Source organism: Nocardioides panacis (assembly GCF_019039255.1).
Classification (GTDB): Bacteria; Actinomycetota; Actinomycetes; order Propionibacteriales; family Nocardioidaceae; genus Nocardioides_B; species Nocardioides_B panacis.
This window is the reverse complement of the sequence record NZ_CP077062.1, coordinates 4,599,138-4,620,292: the sequence shown is the minus strand read 5'-3', so window position 1 is coordinate 4,620,292 and position 21,155 is coordinate 4,599,138. Positions and strand designations below refer to the sequence as shown.

The following is a 21,155-nucleotide window of genomic DNA, read 5'->3' as shown; positions in this document are numbered from 1 at the left end:
TCGTCACGGACTATCGCCACGGGGGTCAGCAGGTGGCGAAGAGGACCGGGCCCGAGGCGAGGTCGGACAGCACCGAGGCGGTGCGGCCGGTGGGCTTGGTCGTGATCACCACGTCCTGGCCGTCGGCCTTCCCGGACGCGATCTCGAACCGGTCCGCGAACGAGCCGCCCTGCCCCGGGGCGGGACCCGAGGCGAGGTCGACCCGGGTCTGCAGGTTGCGGTCCGCCTGGTCGGCGTTCTCGAAGTGCAGGCCGACCACCAGCGACCGGTCGGGCTGCAGGGCCATCACCAGGCCTTCGAAGGGTCCCGCGTCGCCGGCCCTGGCGACCAGCCGCTCGCCCTCGGCCCGGTCGCCGTCGTCGGCCGCGCCCATGCTCAGGTCCTCGCAGGCGAACGTCGAGACCCACTGCGTCGCGGCCACCGGCTCGTGGGCCGCCGCGGCCAGGCCGTGGACGCCGGCGACGTGGCCGAGCCCGTCGGCCGAGCCTTTCGCGACCGCCGTCGCCGTCGACAGGTAGGCCGCGTTGTCCGACATCAGCACCAGGTGCTCGTCGGGGAACACCGCGACGTTCTGCTGCACCGGCGTGAGGTCGGCGTCGATCTGGGCGACCAGGTCCGGCCCGCCGACCCACACCCCGCCGGTGCCGGAGCCGCCGCGCGGGGGCGTGTACCCCAGCCGCCGCAGCGCCCGCTCGACCCCGTCGAGGTCGACGCCGTCGGCCACCCGCACCACGTCGACCTGCCCGTCGCGGCCCTGGCCGAACGCCTCCCAGCTCGCGTCGATGGGCGAGAAGCCGTAGGCCTCGCGCATCGCGTACGTCGACTCGGCGAGCGCGGAGCCGGAGGTGAGGTCGAGGTCGTAGGCCCGGGTAAGGAACGCCTGCACGTCGGCCTTCGAGGACACGCTGCCCAGCGTCGTACCGCCGGCGCTGTCGCGGACCTGCGCCCAGTCGGTGTACGTCGCCCGCAAGGTCGTGCGGGGCAGGGTGTCGATCGCGCTCTCGTAGGTCGAGGTCGCGCCCAGCAGCCGCCAGGCCACCACGCCGGCGAGCGCCGCGACGACCAGCAGGCCTGCGACGTAGACCACGACACGTGTGTACACCTGGCGTTCACCTTCCGCGGGTCCCGAGGCCATAACCTGATTGCATGACCGAGGCAGACCTCATCGTCGCAGCGGGGGCGGTGGTCGTGCGCAAGGGCCCCGAGGTGCTGCTGGTGCACCGGCCGAAGTACGACGACTGGTCGTTCCCCAAGGGCAAGCTCGATCCCGGCGAGCACACCACGACGGCGGCCGTCCGCGAGGTGGCGGAGGAGACCGGTCTCGACGTACGCCTGGGGCCGCCGCTGAGCACCCAGGAGTACGACGTCCGCAACGGGTCGACCAAGCACAAGCTCGTGCACTACTGGGTGGCCCGAGTCGTCGGCCACGACGACGTGTCGGGCTTCCGGTTCAACGCGGAGATCGACGGCCTCGAGTGGGTGCCGGTCGAGAAGGCCGGCCGGATGCTGTCCTACCGCCGCGACCGCGAGACGCTCGCCGAGGCGGCCGGCCTGCGCAAGCGGAGCAACCCGATCGTCGTGCTCCGGCACGGCAAGGCGACCCCCGGAAGGCCTGGACCGACGAGGACCGCCTGCGCCCGCTGCACCCCGACGGCGAGCTGCAGGCCGAGCAGGTGGTGCCGGTCCTGGGCGCCTACGGCGTGCAGCGGGTGGTCAGCTCGACCAGCACCCGCTGCCGGCAGACCGTCGGCCCGTACGCCGACGTGCTCGACGTGGACGTGGAGACCAGTCGGGAGCTGTCCGAGGAGGAGGTCGACCCGGACGCCGTCGAGGCCCTGGTGCACGGGCTGATCGAGGCCGGTGAACCGGCCGTCGTCTGCACCCACCGACCGGTGCTGCCGCACGTCTACGCGGCCCTCGGCGTCCCCGACCCGAAGCTCGACGCGGGGGGCGATGGTGGTGGTCCACCACCGCCGCGGCCGGGTGGTCGCCGTGGAGCAGCACACCGCCTGAGGAACGGCCTGTCGCGCGGCGACACACCGTCGTTCACGTGACCGCCGTCTCACGTCCGACGAGCGGTGACCAAACCGGTTGCTGGCGTTCACCTTCCGTTCACCGGAGACGGCCGGTCGCTTCACCTGCGCTGCCTAACTTCGGTCTCGACCAGTCATGTCCTGAACAGATCACAGGAGCCAGAAGTGAAGCTCTCGTCCTTCCGCCGGACCGCAGCACCGTCCGTCGCGGTCCTCGCCCTCGGCCTCAGCCTGACGGCGTGCGCCGCCGGCAACGAGCAGCCCTCGTCCAGCGACACCACGGCCGCGGGCGGCACCACGCTCAGCGGCACCCTGAACGGCGCCGGCTCGAGCGCCCAGGAGGCCGCCCAGGGTGCCTGGACCGCCGCCTTCCAGACCGCCAACAGCGGCGCCACCGTCAACTACGACCCGGTGGGCTCCGGCGGCGGCCGCGAGCAGTTCCTCGCCGGCGGCGTCTCCTTCGCCGGGTCGGACTCCTACATGGCCGACACCGAGCTCGCCTCCTCCAAGAAGACCTGCGGCGGCACCGAGGCGTTCGAGGTCCCGGCCTACGTCAGCCCGATCGCCGTGGTCTACAACCTCGACGGCGTCAGCGACCTGAAGCTGTCCCCCGAGGCGCTCGCCGGCATCTTCGCCGGCAAGATCACCAAGTGGAACGACCCGGCGATCGCGGCCGACAACTCCGGCGTCAAGCTGCCCTCCACGGCCGTCACCCCCGTGCACCGCTCGGACGACTCGGGCACCCAGGACAACTTCACCCAGTACCTCTCCGCGGTCGCTCCCGACACCTGGACCAACGAGCCCGACGGTGTCTGGCCGCTGAAGTCCGGCGAGGGCGCCAACGGCACCTCCGGCGTCATCGAGTCGGTCAAGAACGGCGCCGGCTCGATCGGCTTCGCCGACGAGAGCCAGGCCGGTGACCTCGGCGTCGCCCAGGTGAAGGTCGGCAGCGCGTACGTCACCCCGTCGGCCGAGTCGGCCGCCAAGACCGTCGACGTCTCGCCCCGCGTCAAGGGCCGCCCGGCCGGCGACATCGCCATCGACGTGGACCGCAAGACCACCGAGTCCGGCGCGTACCCGATCGTCCTGGTGTCCTACGTGATCGCGTGCCCGACGTACTCCGACGCCAAGACCGCGGACCTGGTCAAGGGCTACCTGTCCTACCTGGTCGGCACCGACGGCCAGGCCGCCGCGGCCAAGGCAGCCGGCTCGGCGCCGCTGTCGAGCACGCTCAGCGACGAGGCCACCAAGCAGGTCGACACCATCAAGGCCGGCTGATCCGCACGATCCACCCGCTCGGGGTCCGCGTCGCCGGCGACTTGCCGGAGGCACGGACCCCGACGTCGGTAGGACCGGCAGCACCCGAGAGACGAAGGACGAGACAGTGACCGCCACCGCAGCACCGCCGACGGAAGCTCGCAAGGTCAAGCAGCGCCCCGGTGACCGCATCTTCGCCGGCGCCACCCGGGCGGCCGGCTACGTCATCCTGGTCGCGCTGGCCGGCGTCGCGATCTTCCTGACCGTCGAGGGCATCCCCGCCTTCAGCGCCGGCCCGGACGACCTGGCCGGAGCCGCCAACTTCGTGGCCTACGTGTGGCCGCTGCTGTTCGGCACGCTGCTCGCGGCCGTGCTCGCCCTGCTGATCGCCACCCCGCTCGCCCTCGGTGTCGCGCTGGTGATCTCGCACTACGCCCCGCGCCGGCTCGCCACCCCGCTCGGGTACGTCGTCGACCTGCTGGCCGCCGTACCCAGCGTCGTCTACGGCCTGTGGGGCCTGGCGTTCCTCGGCCCGAAGCTGGCCCCGGTCTACGCCTGGCTCGCCGACCACCTGGGCTTCATCCCGTTCTTCGCCGGGCCCGCGTCGGCGACCGGCCGCACCATCCTGACCGCCGCGATCGTGCTGGCGATCATGGTGCTGCCGATCATCACCGCGATCACCCGGGAGATCTTCGCCCAGACGCCGACGCTGCACCAGGAGGCCGCGCTCGCCCTGGGCGCGACCCGCTGGGAGATGCTCCGGCTGGCGGTGTTCCCCTACGCCCGCTCCGGCATCGTCTCGGCCGTGATGCTGGGCCTGGGCCGCGCCCTCGGCGAGACGATGGCCGTGGCCATGGTGCTGTCGGCGAGCGGCGTGATCACCTTCAACCTGATCAGCACCACGAACCCGTCCACGATCGCCGCGAACATCGCGCTCGGCTTCCCCGAGGCGACCGGCCTGCGGGTCAACGCCCTCATCGCCAGCGGCCTGGTGCTGTTCGTGATCACCTTCGCCGTGAACTTCGCCGCCCGCTCCATCGTGGGCCGGCGCGAACGGAGGATGGCATGAGCCCCCGCGCGAAGACGACCCACCCGCCGACCCCGACCGAGGCCCCGACCGTGACCCCTCCGACCGCCACCGCGCCGGCCGGCTCCGCGCACCTCGCGCTGCGCCGCCCGCGGCTGCCCCAGTGGGCACCCTGGCTGGTCGCCGCCGTGGCCGCGTCGACCTCGGCGATCCTGGCCCTGCTGCTCGGCTGGAGCGTGGTGGGCTGGGCGATCGTCGCGGTCCTGCTGTACGCCGTGGTGCTGCCGTCGTGGTCCCGGGTCGTGGAGAACGCCCGGGCCGCGAAGGACCGGCTGGTCACGACGCTGGTCTGGGCGGCGTTCGCGGTCGCGCTCGTGCCGCTCGTCGCGCTGGTCTGGAAGGTGCTCGCCGAGGGCGCCCCGGTGGTCAGCGCCGAGTTCCTGACCTTCTCGATGCGCAACGTGATCGGCCCCGGCGGCGGGATCTACCACGCCATCCTGGGCACCCTGCTGATCACGCTGGCCGCCACCGTGATCTCCGTCCCGATCGGCCTGATGAGCGCGATCTACCTGGTGGAGTACGGCAACAGCTCCCGCGCTGCCCGCACGATCACCTTCCTGGTCGACGTGATGACCGGCATCCCGTCGATCGTCGCCGGCCTGTTCGCCTACGCGCTGTTCGTGCTGTTCTTCGGCGAGGGCGTCCGGATGGGCTTCGGTGGGGCGGTGGCCCTCTCGCTGCTGATGATCCCGATCGTGGTGCGCTCCTGCGAGGAGATGCTCAAGCTGGTCCCGCACGACCTGCGCGAGGCGGCGTACGCCCTCGGCGTGCCGAAGTGGCGCACGATCACCAAGGTCGTGCTGCCCACCTCGCTGGCCGGCATCATCACCGGCGTCACGCTGGCCATCGCCCGCGTGATCGGCGAGACCGCGCCGCTGCTGATCATCGCCGGCTCCACCGACTCGGTGAACACCAACCTGTTCGCCGAGCGGATGATGACGCTGCCGGTGTTCATCTACTACTCCTACACGCAGCCGGGCGTCCCGGCCGAGTACGGCCAGGAGCGCGCCTGGGGAGCGGCGCTCGTGCTGATCGTGATCGTGATGGCCCTCAACCTGCTCGCCCGGGCGGTGGGGCGCTACTTCGCCCCCAAGTCCGGCCGCTGACCTCCCCGTTCGAAAGAGAGAACCATGGCCAAGAGCATCGACGTCTCCGACCTCGACATCTACTACGGCGACTTCAAGGCCGTCGAGGGTGTCACGATGAGCATCGCCGCGCGTTCGGTGACCGCCCTGATCGGTCCGTCCGGTTGCGGCAAGTCCACGTTCCTGCGCTCGCTGAACCGGATGCACGAGGTGATCCCCGGCGCCCGCGTCGAGGGCAAGATCGTGATCGACGGGCAGGACCTGTACGGCGCCGAGGTCGACCCGGTCGAGGTGCGCCGCCAGGTCGGGATGGTGTTCCAGCGGCCGAACCCGTTCCCGACGATGACGATCGCCGAGAACGTGCTGGCCGGCTCGCGGCTGAACGCCAAGAAGATGCCGAAGAAGACGGCCGAGGAGATCGTCGAGCGGTCGCTGCGCGGCGCGAACCTCTGGACCGAGGTCAAGGACCGGCTGAACAAGCCCGGCGCCAGCCTGTCCGGCGGCCAGCAGCAGCGGCTCTGCATCGCGCGCGCGATCGCCGTCGAGCCGCAGGTGCTGCTGATGGACGAGCCGTGCTCCGCGCTCGACCCGATCTCGACCTCCGCGATCGAGGACCTGATCCACGAGCTCAAGAGCGACTACACGATCGTGATCGTCACCCACAACATGCAGCAGGCCGCGCGGGTCTCGGAGGACACCGGGTTCTTCAACCTCTCGGCCGCCGGCAAGCCCGGCCGGCTGGTGGAGATGAACCCGACCCGGAAGATCTTCAGCAACCCCGAGCAGCCGGCCACCGAGGCCTACATCTCCGGCCGCTTCGGCTGATCCCCCGCCCCCGCGCCAGGCCCGGCACCTTCCGGCGGGTCGGTCGTCCGTGCCCCGGGTGACCCCTCGTCACCGTTCTCGGGGCACCTGGGAGAAATGTCCGATTTCTGCGTCATGACGGTCGGGGTGGCCCGTCTCGTTCCTGTCCGGGGGGTCGGACAGTGCCGGGGGGCAGTGCGTGGCGGGCCGTGTCTCCTACGGGGGTGGACACGGTCCGTCCGTGCATGGCGCTCGCGCCAGAGCCGCCGGGTCGGCCGCGCTCGCGCCAGAGCCGCCGGGTCGGGCGCGCTCGCGCCGCCAGAGCCGCCGGGTCGGGCGCGCTCGCGCCGCCAGAGCCGCCGGGTCGGGCGCGCTCGCGCCGCCAGAGCCGCCGGGTCGGGCGCGCTCGCGCCAGAGCCGCCGGGTCAGGGGAGCTGGAAGACGAACTTCAGGATCAGGTAGACCACCGCGGCGAAGATGCCGGCGGCCGGGAAGGTGGAGACCCAGGCGACCAGGATGTTCTTCGCGACGCCCCAGCGGACCGCGGACAGCCTCTTAGTGGCGCCGGAGCCCATGATCGCCGAGGTGATGATGTGCGTGGTGGAGACCGGCGCGTGCCAGACGAACGCGGTCGTGTAGAGCACCAGCGCACCCACCGACTCGGCCGAGAAGGCCCGCGGCGGGTCGAGGTGGATGATCTTGCGGCCGAGGGTGCGCATGATCCGGAAGCCACCGGAGTAGGTGCCGGCCGAGATCGCGAAGGCGGCCGAGAAGATCACCCAGAGCGGCAGGTCGGAGTCCGGGGAGATGTAGTTCCCGGTGACCAGCGCCAGGAAGATCACGCCCATCGTCTTCTGCGCGTCCTGGAGGCCGTGGCCCAGCGCCAGGGCGGCCGCGGAGACCGTCTGGGCCAGGCGGAAGCCGCGGGAGACCCGGTGCGGGTTGCGGCGCCGGAAGATCCACATGATCGAGAGCATCACCAGGAAGGCCAGGCCGAAGCCGACCAGCGGGGAGGCGATCATCGGGATGAGCACCTTGTCGACGATCGTGGCCCAGCGGATGACGCCGCCGGCCACCAGCGCCGACCCGACGAGCCCGCCGATCAGCGCGTGCGACGACGACGACGGCAGCCCGAAGTACCAGGTGACGAGGTTCCAGCCGATGGCGCCGATCAGCCCGGCCAGCACGATGACCAGGCCGTGGCTCGGGGACGAGACGTGCGAGAGGTCGATGACCTCGCTGACCGTCTGCGCCACCTTCTGGCCGAGGAAGGCGCCCACGAAGTTCATGATCGCGGCCATCACGAGCGCGATCCGGGGGTCAGCGCCCGGGTCGAGACCGCGGTGGCGATGGCGTTGGCGGCGTCGTGGAACCCGTTCGTGTAGTCGAAGACGAGGGCGACGGCGACGACCGCGATGACGATCGCGAGGTCCACCCTCAGGACTCCTTGACGACGAGCTGCTCGACGATGTTCGCCACCGTCTCGAACGCGTCGATCGCCGCCTCGAGCGAGTCGACCACGTCCTTGAGCTTCATGACCTCGAGGGCCTCGTACTTGCCGCTGAACAGCTTGGCGAGGATCCGTCGGTAGGACTTGTCACCGAGGTTCTCCAGGCGGTTGATCTCGATCCAGTACTCCTCGAGGTCCGCCATCGTCCGCAGGCGCGGCATCGACTCGGCGGTGAGCTCGGCGCACCGCTGGATCACCTCGACCTGGTTGGCCAGCTCGGAGGGCAGCTTCACGACCTCGTAGAGCAGGGTCAGGTCGACGGCCTCCTCCATGAAGTCCATGACGTCGTCGAGGCTGGAGGCCAGCGAGTAGATGTCCTCGCGGTCGAACGGCGTGACGAACGTGCTGTTCACCCGCCGGATGATCGCGTGCGTGGTCTCGTCCGCCGCGTGCTCGGCGTCGCGCATCCGCTGCGCGATGCCCTCGCGGTCGTTGCCCTCGCCGAGCATCTCGGCCAGCAGGGCCGCGCCGTCGACGAGGTGGTTGGCGGCCTGGGTGAACAGGTCGTAGAACGTGGTGTCGGCAGGGCGGAAGCGCAAAGCCACGGCGAACTCCTGGAATACGGACTCTCGACAAGCCTGATCACAGGTGTGAACAAACCGTGACACATGCTAGGCGCACACCGCCTCCATCACGCAACTCAGGGTTGGTCGATACCCGTGGGGGGTATATGGTCGGGGCATGGCCGAGACACACGGATACCACGACAACAAGGCCGCCTACCTGGCGCGGCTGCGGCGCATCGAGGGCCAGGTCCGGGGACTGCAACGGCTCGTCGACGAGGACACCTACTGCATCGACATCCTGACCCAGGTATCCGCCGTGAACAAGGCGCTGCAGGGCGTGGCGGTCGGCCTCGTGCAGGACCACCTCGGCCACTGCGTGCGTGACGCGGTCGCCTCCGGCGGGACCGAGGCCGACGCCAAGGTCGCCGAGGCCTCCGCGGCCATCGCGCGGCTGCTCCGCACCTGATCCGACGACGTACGACGAGGAGACCGGCGTGACCGAGAACACCTACACCGTGACCGGGATGACCTGCGCGCACTGTGCCGCGGCCGTCACCGAGGAGGTCTCCGCCGTGTCCGGTGTCGAGTCCGTGGAGGTGAGCGTCGAGGCGGGGACCGTGCTGGTCCGCGGCGTCGGCGTGAGCGACGAGCAGGTGCGTACGGCGGTCGACGAGGCCGGCTACGCGGTGGCCTGATGGCCTCCCTGCGGGACGCCCCGCCCCCCGGCTCCTCGCGACGGGCGAGCGGCTCGAGCGGCTCGAGCGGCGGGCACGTCGACCTCCTGGTCGGCGGGATGACGTGCGCGTCGTGCGTCGGCCGGGTCGAGAAGAAGCTGAACCGGATCGACGGCGTCACCGCCACCGTCAACCTGGCCACCGCCTCCGCGTCGGTGGACTACACCGGGGACGTCGGCGTCGAGGACCTGGTCCGCACGGTGCAGCAGACCGGCTACACCGCGGCGGTCTCGACCGACGCGTCCTCGACCGCCGCCACCGACGACGAGCGGGCCCTGGCCGCGGACTACCGGCGCCGGCTGCTGGTCGCCGCGCCGCTCAGCCTGCTGGTCGTCGCGCTGACCATGCTGCCCGGCGTGCCCGACACGACCGCCGTACGCCTCACCGCGCTCGCGCTGGCCACCCCGGTGGTGCTGTGGGCCGGGTGGCCGTTCCACCGGGCCGCGGCGCTCAACGCCCGGCACGGCGCGAGCACGATGGACACGCTGGTCTCGCTCGGGACGCTGGTCGCCTACGGCTGGTCACTGGTGCAGGCGCTGACCGGCGGCATGCACACCTACGTCGAGGTCGCGGCGACCGTCACCACCTTCCTGCTGCTCGGCCGCTGGAGCGAGTCGCGGGCCAAGCAGCGCGCCGGCTCCGCGCTGCGCGAGCTGCTGGCCCTGGGCGCCCACGAGGCCACCCTGCTCGACGAGGACGGCGCCGAGCGGCTGGTCGAGGTCGGCCTGCTCCGGCCGGGCATGCGGTTCCTGGTCCGGCCCGGTGAGCAGGTCGCGACCGACGGGGTCGTCCTCGAGGGCCGCTCCGGCGTCGACGAGTCGATGCTGACCGGGGAGAGCGTCCCGGTCGACAAGTCCCCCGGCGACGAGGTCGTCGGCGCCACCCTGAACACCTCGGGGCGGCTGGTCGTCGAGGTCACCCGGGTCGGCCGGGACACCGCGGTCGCCCGGATCGCCGACCTGGTCCGGCACGCCCAGGCCACCAAGGCGCCGGTGCAGCGGCTCGCCGACCGGGTGTCCGCGGTCTTCGTGCCGGTGGTGCTCGGCCTCGCGGTCGCCACCTTCGCGGCCTGGGCCCTGCTCGGCGACCCCGCCGGCGGGTTCACCGCCGCGGTCGCGGTGCTGGTGATCGCCTGCCCCTGCGCGCTCGGCCTGGCGACCCCGACCGCACTGCTCGTCGGCACCGGCCGCGCCGCCCAGCTCGGCATCGTGATCCGGGAGGCCGGGGTGCTGGAGTCCACCCGCCGCATCGACACGATCGTGCTGGACAAGACCGGCACCGTCACCACCGGGGTGATGGGCGTGCACGACGTGGTCACCCACCACGCCGAGGCGGTCCGCCTGGCCGGCGCGCTCGAGGCGTCCTCCGAGCACCCGGTGGGCCGGGCGGTGGCGGAGTACGCCGCCCGCACCGGTCCGCAGCCGTGGCAGTCCCGGCCGCCGACGGTCACCGACTTCGCCAACCACGAGGGCATCGGGGTCTCCGGCGTCGTCGACGGCCGCCGGGTGCGGGTCGGTCGCGCCCCGGCCGACGTGGCGCTGCCCTCGGCCGACGCCGACGGCGGCACCCGGTCCGAGACACTGCCCTTCGCGCTGGCCCAGGCAGTCTGCTCCGCCCGGGAGGCCGGCCGCACCGCCGTGCTCGTCGAGCTCGACGGCCGTCCCGCCGCGGTGTTCGACGTGGGCGACACCGTCAAGGCCACCAGCGCGGACGCCGTACGACGGCTGCGGGGTCTCGGGCTGCACCCGATCCTGTTGACCGGCGACCACACCACCACCGCCCGGGCCGTCGCGGCCGAGGTCGGCATCGACGAGGTGATCGCCGAGGTGATGCCGGCCGACAAGGCGGCGACCATCGCCGGCCTGCGCGCGCAGGGGCGGGTGGTGGCGATGGTCGGGGACGGCGTCAACGACGCGGCCGCCCTGGTCGAGGCGGACCTCGGCGTGGCGATGGGGACCGGCACGGCGGCCGCGATCGAGGCCAGCGACCTGACCCTCACGCACGGGGACCTGCGGGCCGCGGCGGACGCCATCGAGCTGTCCCGCCGGACGCTGAGGACCGTGCGGCAGAACCTGTTCTGGGCGTTCGCCTACAACGTCGTGGGGCTGCCGGTGGCCGCCCTCGGGCTGCTCGACCCGATGATCGCGGGCGCGGCGATGGCCGCGTCGAGCGTCTGCGTGGTCGGGAACTCGTTGCGGCTGCGCAGGTTCACGCCGGACCGCCGGAGCTGAGCAGGCGGGTCCGGGCGGAGCCTGGAACGCAGCTCAGACGCTGCGGATCTGCTGCGTCGGGAAGGCGTGCCGGCCCTCGGCCGGCTCCGCCTCGACACCGAGCAACCGGTCCACCACTTCCTGCGGCAGCGCGGCGTCGGCCTCACTCGCGGCGATGATCAGGTTGGTCGTCAGCTCGACCTCGGCGAGCAGCTCGGCGTCCTCGAGCGGGACGTTCAGCTGGTCATCCATCACGCCGGCTCCTCCCTTGCGCATCGCGACTCCTTGTCGACCCAACCGTTTTTCTGCTGACCTCATTGTGGGCGACGCTCAAATTTCTACCCATAGTCATTTGGGACAAACACGAGGGCCCCGACGTGGTTCCGTCGGGGCCCTCATGGGTGCCTGAAGGGTCAGGCGTGTTCTCCTGTGCTGCGCTGACCTAGATCAGAGAGCGCGAACGTTCTCCGCCTGCGGGCCCTTGGGGCCCTGCGTGACGTCGAATTCGACCTTCTGGTTCTCGTCGAGGGACTTGTAGCCCTGCGACTGGATGGCCGAGTAGTGCACGAAGACGTCGTCGCCGCCGTCCTCCTGCGCAATGAAGCCGAAGCCCTTCTCGGCGTTGAACCACTTGACGGTGCCCTGAGCCATGCTGTTACTCCTCATACGGGGGTAGGAACCGCCACCTCGGCGGCCCCTGACAGATGCGGTGAAACGCCGAGCCCCCTCGAAAAGCTAACGCTCATACAAGAGAAAACGCCGTCGGATCACAAACTCCGCGGGCGTACCTGCTGGAACTTGCATCTGTTGCGTTCCGAACCCTACCAATCATCGGCCCGGAAACCGAGCCGGGAGCCGAACCAGTGTGACCCGGTCCCGGCGGCCCCGTGCCGGGGCGTCCGCATCGACGCCTGGGACCCGGCTCCCGAGGCCGCCTGGCGAGGTGGACGAGGTGCGCGAAACCGGCGTGTCGCACCCCGTCCGCCCGTAGACTCGGCCTCGGTGCCCGGCGACTGCCGAGCACCGACATCTGCGTGGGTCGCCGGTCCGGGGTGAGACCGGCCCGCGGTGGGGGCACCGCGGTCGGCCCGACCTCTCCGAGGGGTGCCTCATGAGGAAGCTCGTCCACCGCGTCCTGCCCGTGGCCGGCGCCGCCGTGCTGGTGGCCGCGCTCGTCCTGGGTGCCGGCTACCTCAAGGCGCTGTCCCTGCGCCACGACCCGGCCGCCTCCCCGGTCGCCGCGGTGCCGTCCCAGGACGCCTCGGTGCTGGTCGTCGACGACGGCACCGTCGCGCAGGCCGACGTCACCGCCTGCCTCACCGCCGGCTTCGCCTCCGACGCGGCCCGGGTCGACGTGCTGTACGGCGTCCGGCAGCTCCGGCTCGACGGCAGCAACCCGGTCCTGGTCCTGCGCAACGCCGCCGGCGACGTACGGATGTGCGACCAGTTCGGCCCGGACAGCCCGGCGCAGTCCGCGCTGCCCACGGCCTCGGCCGCCGAGCCGGTGAGGTTCCTGTCCACCGGCCGGTCCAGCTGGAGCTGCGCCGGCACGACGAAGGTGCTCGACCGGTTCGAGCAGTCCAGCTGGCTGGTCGTGTCCCCGCTCGTCGCGAAGGTGCAGCAGCGGTTCTGGGTCGACGGGGTCGCGGGCCCGTGGTTCGAGACCGCGGCGCAGGACGGGTACGTCCACCTGCAGTCGTGGGTGAAGGGCCCCCAGCCGGCCGGCACGACCTACGCCGAGCAGTTCCGGGTGCTCGACGCCGACGGGGTCGACGTACCGCAGGAGGCGCTGCCGACCCGGCCCCACGCGCTGGCGGGCTGCAGCGCCGGCGGGACCGCGCAGATCGGCTGACAGCGTCGTGACGCTCTCGCGGAGCCTGCAGGAGACCCCGAGGCACGGCGACCGGCCGGCCGGAGCGGCCGACGGGTCACCCTACCGACGCAAGACGGTGCCGAACCGACATTCCGGGCTGGTACCGATGCGCCACCCGGAAACGGCACCTCTGCCCCTCGGGCATGGCCCGATCGCGAGCCAGGATTGGACGGCTTACCCCTAGACGACTTGCCTCCACACGAAAGGCCGCGCACCCATGCGGGACTCTTCCGCCGACCACACCTTCGTCTCCCACACCGTGGAGGCCGAGCTGATCGGATCCGACGACCTCACCACCCTCCTGGGTGCCGAGCTGCAGTACCACCCCTCCGACCCGTACGCCGCGACGATGGTGCTCAGCACCCCCACCGGGCCCGTGGTCTGGGTGTTCGGCCGCGACCTCCTTATCGACGGGCTCGGCGAGCCGACCGGCGACGGGGACGTGCACGTCTGGCCGTCCCTCGACACGAACGGCCGCGCCGTGGTCCTCATCGAGCTGTGCTCGCCCGAGGGTGCCGCGCTCGTCCAGCTGCGGTCCGGGGACCTGGCCCGCTTCACCGACCGGGTGGTGGCGCTCGTGGCACCCGGCAGCGAGTCGGCGCACGTCGACGTGGACGCCAGCATCGCGGCCCTGCTGCCCACGCCCTGACGCCGCCCCGGGGCCCCACCGATCGGTGCGCGGCCCCGGGTACGGCGAACCCGGGTCAGCCCCGGTTCTTGCGGAACGCGGCCTGGTCCTTCTTCGAGGCCGCGACGTACGTCTTCAGGGTGGCACCGGCCTTGAACGCGGGCACGTTGGTCTTCTTGATCTTGACCACCGCACCGGTCTGCGGGTTGCGGCCCTCACGCGCCGCCCGCTCGCGCTTCTCGAAGGTGCCGAAGCCGGGCAGCGTCACCTTGTCACCGTTCGCGACCGAGTCGCTGATGGTGTCGAGCACGGTGGCGAGGGCGAGCTCGGACTCGCGCCGCGACCAGCCGGTCTTCTCGATGATGGCGTCGACGAACTCTCTCTTGTTCACTGAATGCCTTTCCTGCAGAGGGATGGGGCGGTTGTCGGCCGTCATCGTAGGCATGCCCCCACGAACGGGTGAGGCGGGCGGTACGTCGCGACCACCGTGGCGAGGTCCCGGGAAGCGCCCGGGGCCCGCTGCCCACGGCGCTCCGGGGAGGGCGAGGCCGCACACGGCGGTCGCGGCACCCCACTCGGATACCCTGTGCCGGCGGGTGCGAGCCGGCAGGCACCACGCGGACGCGGTCCGGGGGTTCCTCCCGGTGCAGGTGCGTCCCCGGGCCTCTAGCTCAACTGGCAGAGCAGCGGACTTTTAATCCGCGGGTTGTGGGTTCGATCCCCACGGGGCCCACCCCTGTGTGCGGGGCTCAGCGGTGCTCGTGGGCCATCATGTCGAGCGCGACCGTGGCGGCCAGCACGACGACCGGGTCCTGCCCGGGCTCGACCGCCACGCCGTAGGTGTCGGCCACCCGGAACCACTGCTTGGAGACCGAGGCCACCGGGGTGTCCTCGGCGGTGAACGTGTACTCGTGGTCGACGATGTTGCCCTTGATGTGGAGGTCCGGGCCGTCCTCGACCTCGACGGACCAGCGCTCCCTGAGCGGGCTGATCAGCGCCTTCTTGACCATGGCCATCCGGTGCCCGTCGGCGTCCTCGACCTCCATGGCGTCCTTGATGCGGAGCATCTTCTCCTGGATCTTGGCGAGCTTGTGCCCGTCCACGTCCTCCAGGACGAGCGTCTTGCGCAGGCGCAGCGCCTTGCCGTCCACCTTGAAGACCCGCTCGCCGGCGTCGTCCTCGATCCAGAAGTCGTCACCGATCGACACCAGGCGCTGGCGCATCTTGTAGTGCACCCAGTCGTCCTCGTGGCGCTCCTGTCGCCTGCCTCGCATCGTCCTCACGCCCCTGCCGACTCGTTCGCACCCTCGTGCGCTCGGCTCGAGTGTCCGGCGTGGGAGCCGACCGCGGCTCACCTGCGGCGGGTGATGCGACGTACCTCAGTCCTGGAGGGCACCGTGCAGGAGGCCGCACACGACGACGAGGGGCTGGGCGGTCCAGTGCTGGCCGGCCAGGAAGTCCACGAGCCGGTCGACGCGGTCGTCCTCGAGGTGGACCGGCTCGAGGTTCTCCCAGGTGCCGACCTCGGTGCCCGCGACGCCCTCGAGCAGCAGGTGCACCACGTGCCGGTCGTTGGCGGCCAGCGCGAGCCGGGCGAACAGCCCCGGCGTCAGGCGGCGCCACGGGTAGCGCTCCAGTGCCGCGCACATCGCAGCAACCACCGACTCGCCGTGGGGGGTGCTCGCCGTCATCTCGCCGTCCTCGGTAGTTCGCGTGTCGGCTACGTACCCGACACCTCGCCGGGCGAAACAGATGTCCTGGACAGGACTGGACAGACCGGCGGAACGAGGCCAGCGGCGCGACCGGTCGGGTCCACCGGAATTGTGCCGGATTGACCGGTCCAGTCCACGTCCACACGCCGGTGTGTGTCGCGGCCCGATCGACGCACGAGGCAACCACGGGGCGTTGTACTCTTCCCTCGGGCCGACCCCGACCATGCATCCCCCGTCATGGTTCGGGGTCGGTTCCTCCGTGCTCGCCCAGGTCAGCCGAGCAGCGCGGCGACCAGGGCGATCGCCGGCACCGACAGCACCGTGGTCACGAAGATCGAGTCCCGCGCGAGCACGACCCCGCGGCCGTAGCGGGTCGCGTGCACGAAGATGTTCTGCGCCGTCGGCAGGGCCGCGAGCACCGTGACCGCCAGCAGGGCGGTGCCGTCGAGGCCGAGCACGAGCCGCGCCACGCCGTACGCCGCAGCGGGCTGGACGACCAGCTTGAGCACCGTGATGAAGCCGATCTCGACCGCCGACGTGCCGTGCCCCGGCCGGGGACCCAGCCGCAGCGAGATGCCGTAGGCGATCAGCATCGACGGCACCGCCATGCCGCCCACGAGCTCCAGCGGGTCCTGCACCGCCATCGGCAGCGAGACACCCGTGACCGCCAGGGCGAGGCCGAGCAGCGACCCCAGCGTGAGCGGGTTGGTCAGCGGCCGGCTGAACGCCCGGACCCACGAGAACCGGCGTGCGGACACCGCGTTGTCGAGCACCGCGAGGGCGACCGGTTGCAGGACCAGCAGCTGCATCAGCAGCGTGGGGGCGACGAGCGCGGCGTCACCGAGGACGTACGCCGCGATCGGCAGGCCGAGGTTCCCGGCGTTGACGTAGGTGGCCGAGAGCGTGCCGATGGTCGTCTCGGCCGGCGGGTGGTGCCAGACGAGCCGGGCCGCGAGCAGGTAGAGCACCCCGCACACCAGGACGCCGGCCGCCGTCGCGACGAGGTTCTTCGACAGCACGCTCGTGACGTCGGCCCGGCCGAGGACGGTCACCATCAGGGCCGGGCTGGCCACGAAGAAGGACAGCCGGGAGAGCACCTGCTGGCCGGCCAGGTCCAGCACGCCGAGCTGGGCCAGCAGCACCCCGAGGGCGATGATCGCGCCGATGGTGGCGAAGCCCTCGAACACCCCCTGCACGCGGACCTCCCTCGACGGACCCCGATTCTCGCAGGCCGCCGCCCGCTCAGCTGGTCGCGGCCCTCCGCCGGGCCCGCGAGGACCGCAGGTTGGCGACGTTGCCGCACGTGCGGACGTCGTGCCACACGCGGCTGTTGTTGCGCGACCGGTCGAAGAACGCGCACGGGCACAGCGGGTTGCGGCACACCTTGAGCCGGTCCCACCGGCCGTCGCGCTGGGCGAGGAGCACCTCGCCCCACACCGCGGAGGCCAGCCAGCGCACGCCGCTCCCGGGCGGCTGGAGCCGCAGCAGGTCGTCCGGGCCGGCCGTCAGCGTGGTCGGCACGGGACGCGGGACGCCCTCGCCGAGCAGGTGCCGCTCCAGGTCCCGTCGCAGGCGGCGCAGGCCGACCAGCTCGACCGAGGTCACGCGGCCGACGCCGCCGGTCGCGGCGGAGTGCACCTTCCACGACCCGACGGCCTCCGTCGTCCAGCGCCGGGCATCGGCGACGGTGCCGAGCAGGTCCCGGACGCCGTACGGCGGGACCGGGCGGGTGTTGACCAGCTCCTGGACCAGGGCCAGCCCACCCGGCGCCGGCTCGACGAGGAAGCGTGACGTGGCCGACATAGGCGAAGCATAGTTGCCTCTGTCACCATGGGACAGAGACAACCCCGTGACACCTGTGTCGACGAGAGGAACCACCATGACCACCACGCCCGAGGAAGCCCGTCGCGAGCGGACCACGACGTGGGAGGACCCGTCGATCAGTGCTGCCCGGCTCGGGCGCGACAGCGGGCTGGCGATGCTCGAGGCGGTCCGGGACGGCCGGCTGCCCGCCGCGCCGATCGCCACGACGGTGGGCTTCGACCTGGACCACGTCGAGGAGGGTCGCGTGGTGTTCTCCCTGGAGCCGGCCGAGCACCACTACAACCCGATCGGGTCGGTGCACGGCGGCGTGTTCGCGACCCTCCTCGACTCGGCCACCGGGTGCGCCGTGCACAGCACGCTGCCGGTGGGGGTCGGCTACACCAGCCTCGACCTGGACGTGAAGTTCTTGCGCGGCATGAGCGCGACCACCGGCCGGGTCACCTGCGAGGGCCGGGTGGTGCACCGCGGCCGCCGGGTCGCGCACGCGGAGGCGTCGATCACCGACGGTGCCGGTCGGCTGCTGGCGACCGCGACCAGCGCCTGCCTGCTGTTCGACCTGGCCTGAGCCCCGGGTCGAGGTCGCCTCGGGCCCGGGTCGAGGTCACCGCTGGCCGGGGAGGAGGGCCCGCAGGCCGCGGAGGCGATGGTCCGCGACGTGCATCGCGGAGCTGAGCAGCATCGACCCGGGCAGCCGGGTGGCGACGACGGCGCGCTCGGCCCACGAGGAGCGGACCCAGGACGGGTCGCTGCTCTCCCGGCCGGAGGCGCGCCCCCCGGGCCCGTCGGCGAGCACCGCCTCCTGCATCGCCTCGCGCAGCGGCAGCGCGTCGGTGAGGTCGACCTTGTCCGGGTCCGGCTGGCCGGGCCGGCAGACCATGTCGTGCCGGAGGCTGCGGACCAGCGCGGCCGCCGTCCAGTACGGCGCCGCGGAGACCAGCCCGGCCCCGAGGGACACCGCGGTCACGGGGGCGAGGAGCGCCGGCACCTGCAGCCGGGTCAGGCCGGCCACGTCGGCGTACAGCGCCAGCAGGTCGGGGTAGCTGATCACGTCCGGGCCGCCGACGTCGACGTCCCCGACGGCGTCGCCCTCGAGGGCGTCGGCGATCGCGCGCAGCACGTCGGCCACCCCGATCGGCTGCACCCGCGAGCGCATCCACAGCGGCACCGGCTGCACCAGCAGCCCGGAGGCGGTCTGCCGGACGATCTCGAAGGACGTGGACCCGGCCCCGATCACGACGCCCGCCCGCATCGACAGGGTCTTCGCGGTGCTGCCCAGCAGGATCCGCTCGACCTCGAGGCGGGACGCGATGTGCGGGGAGAGCTCGTCCTCGGGGACCTCGGGCACCAGCCCGGAGAGGTACACGACCCGGCCGACGCGCTGGGCGTCCACGGCGTCGCGCACGGTCTCGGCGGCGACCCGGTCCCGGTCGCGGAAGCTGCGGCTGGACAGGCCGTGCACCAGGAAGCAGACCGCGTCGACGCCCGCCGTGGCGGCCGCGACCTGCGCGGCGTCCGTGGCGTCCATCCGCACGAAGTCCACGGCGTCCCCCCAGGCGAACCGCTCGGGGGCCGGGACCGAGGACGACGCGGCGACCACGTCGTGCCCGCGCCGGAGCAGCTCGGGGACCATCCGGGAGCCGATGTAGCCGGTGGCGCCGGCGACGAGGATGCGCATCGGGCCAGCATGTCAACCCCCCTGCAACCCCGACCCGATAGTCCGTGACGAACTTGTCCTCCCAGGGCCCCTGGAACAGCAAGTCCGTCACGGACTATCGGGGGGCGACGAGGGCGATCAGCCGCTCCCAGGCGGTGCGGTGCAGGAAGCTCCCGCGCTGCCCGACCGCCGCGGCGTGCACCGCCTCGTGCGCCCGCGTGACGTCCGCGCCGTCCGCGCGCGTGTAGGCGGTGAGCGGGCAGCCGGCCAGGTCGAGCCGGTCGTCGCCGGCGTAGCGGCCGCCGGTCGCGGTCATCCGGTGCTCCCACGCGACGTGCCCGGCCAGCGCGCCCATCGGGGTGCTCGGCACGACGGGGTCGACGGAGATCCGGAAGCCGGCCGCCCAGGCGACCACCTCCGAGGCGGGCATCGGCCGGGCGATGCCGTACCCCTGCCCGGCGTCGACGCCGAGCTGGACGGCCGCGTCGATGAGGCCGACGTGCTCCAGCCCCTCGATCACCACGTGGATCCCGAGGCTGTGCGCGATGTCGGTCATCGGCCGGATGAAGTGCAGCGCGGTCCCGGGCGCCAGGTCGGTGCCGCGGACCAGGCTCTGGTCGATCTTGGCCTCGTCGAAGTCGAAGTGCTGGAGCCGCAGCAGCGAGCTGTACCCGGAGCCGAGGTCGTCCTGGGCCAACCGCACCCCGAGGTCCCGGAAGTGGTCCAGGGACAGCGGCCGGCCCGGCGTCTGCCGGTCCAGCGCGCCGGTCTCCAGCAGCTCGAGCGTGAGGCGTTCCGGACACACGTCGTACGTCGCGAGCAGGTCCGCCACCACCTTGGCGTAGCCGTCGTCGGTCACCGCGGCGACCGGCAGGTTCACCGAGACCCCGGTGACCAGGCCGGCGTCCTGCCACTCCCGCAGCGCCCTCAGGGACTCGCGCAGGCCGACCTCGAACAGCGTGAACAGCTCGCCGTCACCGAAGGACGGCAGGAACTCGGCCGGGCTGACCCGCGCCCCGGCGTCGCGCAGCCTGGCCAGCGCCTCGAGCTTGACCAGCCGCCCGGACGGCAGGCTGACCACCGGCTGGAACAGCATCTCGACCGCACCGGCCTCCAGCAGCGCCAGGTGGCCGGCCCGCTGGGCGAACGCGCGCACCCCGCTGGCCGTCGTCGGCCGCTCCTCCAGGTCGGTCAGGGCCCGCTCCGCGACCTGCTTGACCTGCTGCAGCAGGGTCGCCCGGCCGCGTGCGCCGAAGGCGCCGGTCCAGCCGGACTGCAGGGAGACCAATGCGCGGGTCCGCCCGCTCGGGTCGACGAGCGGCACGGCGGCGCTGGAGCGCCAGCCGATCCGGGCGGCCAGCGCCCGCCAGGGCCGCGCCGAGGCGTCGGTCGACAACGAGTCGCTGCGCTCCACCATCCCCGACCGCCACGCCCGCCCGATCGGCCCCTGTCCGGAGGAGAGCCGCTCGCTGGTGGAGACCGGCGCCCACTCCTCGCGGGCGGCCTCGGCCAGGAAGGTCGCCAGCCCGCTGCCCGCGCCGGCCTCGGTCTCCATCCGGCCGGCGTCGTCGGCGCGCGCGAACAGGCAGGCCACCACGCCGTCGAGCCCGGCCAGCGCGGTGACCAGACCGCGGGACAGGTCCGGGACGGTGGCCGCCTCGGCGCACACGTCGAGCACCTCGAGGAGCACCCGGTTCTCGACCTCGTCGAGGTCGCGGTACCCCAGCATCGCGCCGTGCAGGTCCGCCAGGAACCGCTCGACGACCACCTCGTGCACCGCGATCAGGTCGAGGCCGGGGCAGTGCTCGACGATCGCCTGCCAGACGCCGTGCCGGTTCTCGGTCATCCCGTCGACGTACCAGTCGAGCTCGACGCCGGTCATGGCGTGGATCCGGCCGACCTCGCGGGCCCGGCCGCGCAGGTCGTCGGCGTCCAGCCGGGGGGTGAGCAGGTGCCGCAGGTGCAGGGCCTGACGGTGCCGCAGGTGGTCGAACTCGTCGGGGGTCAGCCGCCCGACGACCGCCTTGAGCTCGGGCCGCAGCGCGAGGCGTGCGTAGAAGTCGTCCACGACGCGCGCGAGGTGCGGCGCGACCGCAGCCAGCACCTCGGGCGGGAGGTCGGGAGGCGAGACCAGCCCCGTGCTCGCGCCGGTTTCGCTCCCCGTCACCCTTCGACAGTAGGACACCCGCGCGGGCTGGTCCTGGGATTGCCCGCATTGCCGGAGGTGGTCCACCCGGC

24 protein-coding genes, 1 tRNA gene and 1 pseudogene are annotated in these 21,155 nt (G+C 72.3%); 13 read left to right on the top strand and 13 right to left on the bottom strand.

Annotated features, from left to right (window positions below; all coding sequences use genetic code 11):
- Positions 1–25 precede the first annotated feature (25 nt).
- A complete protein-coding gene (locus KRR39_RS22500) occupies positions 26–1,102 on the bottom strand; it encodes a hypothetical protein (protein WP_216939583.1) in 1,077 nt (358 codons plus the stop codon).
- Positions 1,103–1,146: 44 nt separating this feature from the next.
- Between KRR39_RS22500 and KRR39_RS25360 the strand changes: the two are divergent.
- The 6 genes and pseudogenes from KRR39_RS25360 to pstB form a co-directional block, all read left to right on the top strand.
- Positions 1,147–1,515 (top strand): annotated as a pseudogene (locus tag KRR39_RS25360) (NUDIX hydrolase); the annotation flags it as partial.
- Positions 1,476–2,054, top strand: a complete 579-nt coding sequence (locus KRR39_RS25355; protein WP_367303764.1) for a SixA phosphatase family protein — start codon at positions 1,476–1,478, stop codon at positions 2,052–2,054. The pseudogene KRR39_RS25360 and the gene KRR39_RS25355, both read left to right, overlap by 40 nt.
- 144 nt (positions 2,055–2,198) lie before the next feature.
- Positions 2,199–3,311, top strand: coding sequence for a phosphate ABC transporter substrate-binding protein PstS (pstS, locus tag KRR39_RS22490; RefSeq protein WP_216939582.1), 1,113 nt, complete (start codon positions 2,199–2,201; stop codon positions 3,309–3,311).
- A gap of 106 nt (positions 3,312–3,417) precedes the next feature.
- Positions 3,418–4,359, top strand: a complete 942-nt coding sequence (gene pstC / locus KRR39_RS22485) for a phosphate ABC transporter permease subunit PstC (protein ID WP_216939581.1) — start codon at positions 3,418–3,420, stop codon at positions 4,357–4,359.
- Positions 4,356–5,483: a phosphate ABC transporter permease PstA gene (gene pstA / locus KRR39_RS22480; protein ID WP_216939580.1), complete on the top strand. Its 1,128-nt coding sequence runs from the start codon at positions 4,356–4,358 to the stop codon at positions 5,481–5,483. The genes pstC and pstA overlap by 4 nt, the downstream gene beginning before the upstream one ends.
- 24 nt (positions 5,484–5,507) lie before the next feature.
- Positions 5,508–6,287: a phosphate ABC transporter ATP-binding protein PstB gene (gene pstB / locus KRR39_RS22475; protein WP_216939579.1), complete on the top strand. Its 780-nt coding sequence runs from the start codon at positions 5,508–5,510 to the stop codon at positions 6,285–6,287.
- 404 nt (positions 6,288–6,691) lie between these two features.
- Here the strand turns inward: pstB and KRR39_RS22470 are convergent, their stop codons facing one another.
- From KRR39_RS22470 to KRR39_RS22465, 3 genes are read right to left on the bottom strand one after another with little or no spacing between them, the layout of a single operon-like run.
- A complete protein-coding gene (locus KRR39_RS22470) occupies positions 6,692–7,567 on the bottom strand; it encodes an inorganic phosphate transporter (RefSeq protein ID WP_436972066.1) in 876 nt (291 codons plus the stop codon).
- Complete coding sequence (locus KRR39_RS26610; protein ID WP_436972010.1) at positions 7,567–7,701, bottom strand: hypothetical protein; 135 nt, start codon at positions 7,699–7,701, stop codon at positions 7,567–7,569. Before KRR39_RS26610 ends, KRR39_RS22470 begins: the two co-directional genes overlap by 1 nt.
- Positions 7,702–7,703: 2 nt before the next feature.
- Positions 7,704–8,321 carry a DUF47 domain-containing protein gene (locus KRR39_RS22465; protein ID WP_216939578.1) on the bottom strand — a complete coding sequence of 206 codons (618 nt, stop codon included), beginning with the start codon at positions 8,319–8,321 and terminating at the stop codon, positions 7,704–7,706.
- A 136-nt stretch (positions 8,322–8,457) separates the two neighbouring features.
- Between KRR39_RS22465 and KRR39_RS22460 the strand changes: the two genes are divergently transcribed.
- The 3 genes from KRR39_RS22460 to KRR39_RS22450 are packed head-to-tail and all read left to right on the top strand — an operon-like array spanning position 8,458 to position 11,247.
- Positions 8,458–8,748: a metal-sensitive transcriptional regulator gene (locus tag KRR39_RS22460; protein WP_216939577.1), complete on the top strand. Its 291-nt coding sequence runs from the start codon at positions 8,458–8,460 to the stop codon at positions 8,746–8,748.
- A gap of 28 nt (positions 8,749–8,776) precedes the next feature.
- The gene (locus KRR39_RS22455; protein WP_216939576.1) at positions 8,777–8,977 is read left to right on the top strand and encodes a heavy-metal-associated domain-containing protein; all 201 of its coding nucleotides are present in this window, start codon (positions 8,777–8,779) and stop codon (positions 8,975–8,977) included.
- Positions 8,977–11,247: a heavy metal translocating P-type ATPase gene (locus KRR39_RS22450; RefSeq protein WP_216939575.1), complete on the top strand. Its 2,271-nt coding sequence runs from the start codon at positions 8,977–8,979 to the stop codon at positions 11,245–11,247. The genes KRR39_RS22455 and KRR39_RS22450 overlap by 1 nt, the downstream gene beginning before the upstream one ends.
- 33 nt (positions 11,248–11,280) lie before the next feature.
- Here KRR39_RS22450 and KRR39_RS22445 read toward each other — a convergent pair whose 3' ends face one another.
- Both KRR39_RS22445 and cspE read right to left on the bottom strand, forming a co-directional pair.
- Positions 11,281–11,502, bottom strand: coding sequence for a hypothetical protein (locus KRR39_RS22445; RefSeq protein WP_254185355.1), 222 nt, complete (start codon positions 11,500–11,502; stop codon positions 11,281–11,283).
- Positions 11,503–11,673: 171 nt separating this feature from the next.
- On the bottom strand, positions 11,674–11,877 hold the full coding sequence (cspE, locus tag KRR39_RS22440) for a transcription antiterminator/RNA stability regulator CspE (protein ID WP_135078682.1): 204 nt from the start codon (positions 11,875–11,877) through the stop codon (positions 11,674–11,676).
- Positions 11,878–12,337: 460 nt separating this feature from the next.
- On the opposite strand from cspE, the gene KRR39_RS22435 reads away from it, so the two are divergent.
- On the top strand, positions 12,338–13,078 hold the full coding sequence (locus KRR39_RS22435; protein WP_216939574.1) for a hypothetical protein: 741 nt from the start codon (positions 12,338–12,340) through the stop codon (positions 13,076–13,078).
- Positions 13,079–13,316: 238 nt separating this feature from the next.
- Positions 13,317–13,748, top strand: coding sequence for an SsgA family sporulation/cell division regulator (locus KRR39_RS22430; RefSeq protein ID WP_216939573.1), 432 nt, complete (start codon positions 13,317–13,319; stop codon positions 13,746–13,748).
- Between the two features lie 55 nt (positions 13,749–13,803).
- Here the strand turns inward: KRR39_RS22430 and KRR39_RS22425 are convergent, their stop codons facing one another.
- Positions 13,804–14,163, bottom strand: a complete 360-nt coding sequence (locus KRR39_RS22425) for an HU family DNA-binding protein (protein ID WP_302053525.1) — start codon at positions 14,161–14,163, stop codon at positions 13,804–13,806.
- 224 nt (positions 14,164–14,387) lie between these two features.
- On the opposite strand from KRR39_RS22425, the gene KRR39_RS22420 reads away from it, so the two are divergent.
- Positions 14,388–14,460: transfer RNA gene (locus tag KRR39_RS22420), tRNA-Lys, on the top strand.
- A 16-nt stretch (positions 14,461–14,476) separates the two neighbouring features.
- On the opposite strand, the gene KRR39_RS22415 is transcribed toward KRR39_RS22420, so the two are convergent.
- The 4 genes from KRR39_RS22415 to KRR39_RS22400 all read right to left on the bottom strand — a co-directional run bounded on the left by KRR39_RS22415 (position 14,477) and on the right by KRR39_RS22400 (position 17,242).
- Complete coding sequence (locus KRR39_RS22415) at positions 14,477–15,001, bottom strand: LURP-one-related/scramblase family protein (protein ID WP_216939571.1); 525 nt, start codon at positions 14,999–15,001, stop codon at positions 14,477–14,479.
- A 105-nt stretch (positions 15,002–15,106) separates the two neighbouring features.
- Positions 15,107–15,418: a hypothetical protein gene (locus tag KRR39_RS22410; RefSeq protein ID WP_216939570.1), complete on the bottom strand. Its 312-nt coding sequence runs from the start codon at positions 15,416–15,418 to the stop codon at positions 15,107–15,109.
- 293 nt (positions 15,419–15,711) lie between these two features.
- Positions 15,712–16,635, bottom strand: a complete 924-nt coding sequence (locus KRR39_RS22405; RefSeq protein WP_216939569.1) for an AEC family transporter — start codon at positions 16,633–16,635, stop codon at positions 15,712–15,714.
- Positions 16,636–16,681: 46 nt separating this feature from the next.
- Positions 16,682–17,242 (bottom strand): CGNR zinc finger domain-containing protein, encoded by a 561-nt coding sequence (locus KRR39_RS22400; protein ID WP_216939568.1) that lies wholly within the window; start codon positions 17,240–17,242, stop codon positions 16,682–16,684.
- Positions 17,243–17,318: 76 nt separating this feature from the next.
- Between KRR39_RS22400 and KRR39_RS22395 the strand changes: the two genes are divergently transcribed.
- Positions 17,319–17,828: a PaaI family thioesterase gene (locus KRR39_RS22395; protein ID WP_216939567.1), complete on the top strand. Its 510-nt coding sequence runs from the start codon at positions 17,319–17,321 to the stop codon at positions 17,826–17,828.
- Positions 17,829–17,864: 36 nt separating this feature from the next.
- On the opposite strand, the gene KRR39_RS22390 is transcribed toward KRR39_RS22395, so the two are convergent.
- Positions 17,865–18,938: an NAD(P)H-binding protein gene (locus KRR39_RS22390; RefSeq protein WP_216939566.1), complete on the bottom strand. Its 1,074-nt coding sequence runs from the start codon at positions 18,936–18,938 to the stop codon at positions 17,865–17,867.
- A gap of 94 nt (positions 18,939–19,032) precedes the next feature.
- On the bottom strand, positions 19,033–21,084 hold the full coding sequence (locus KRR39_RS22385; protein ID WP_216939565.1) for an EAL domain-containing protein: 2,052 nt from the start codon (positions 21,082–21,084) through the stop codon (positions 19,033–19,035).
- Positions 21,085–21,155: the final 71 nt, after the last annotated feature.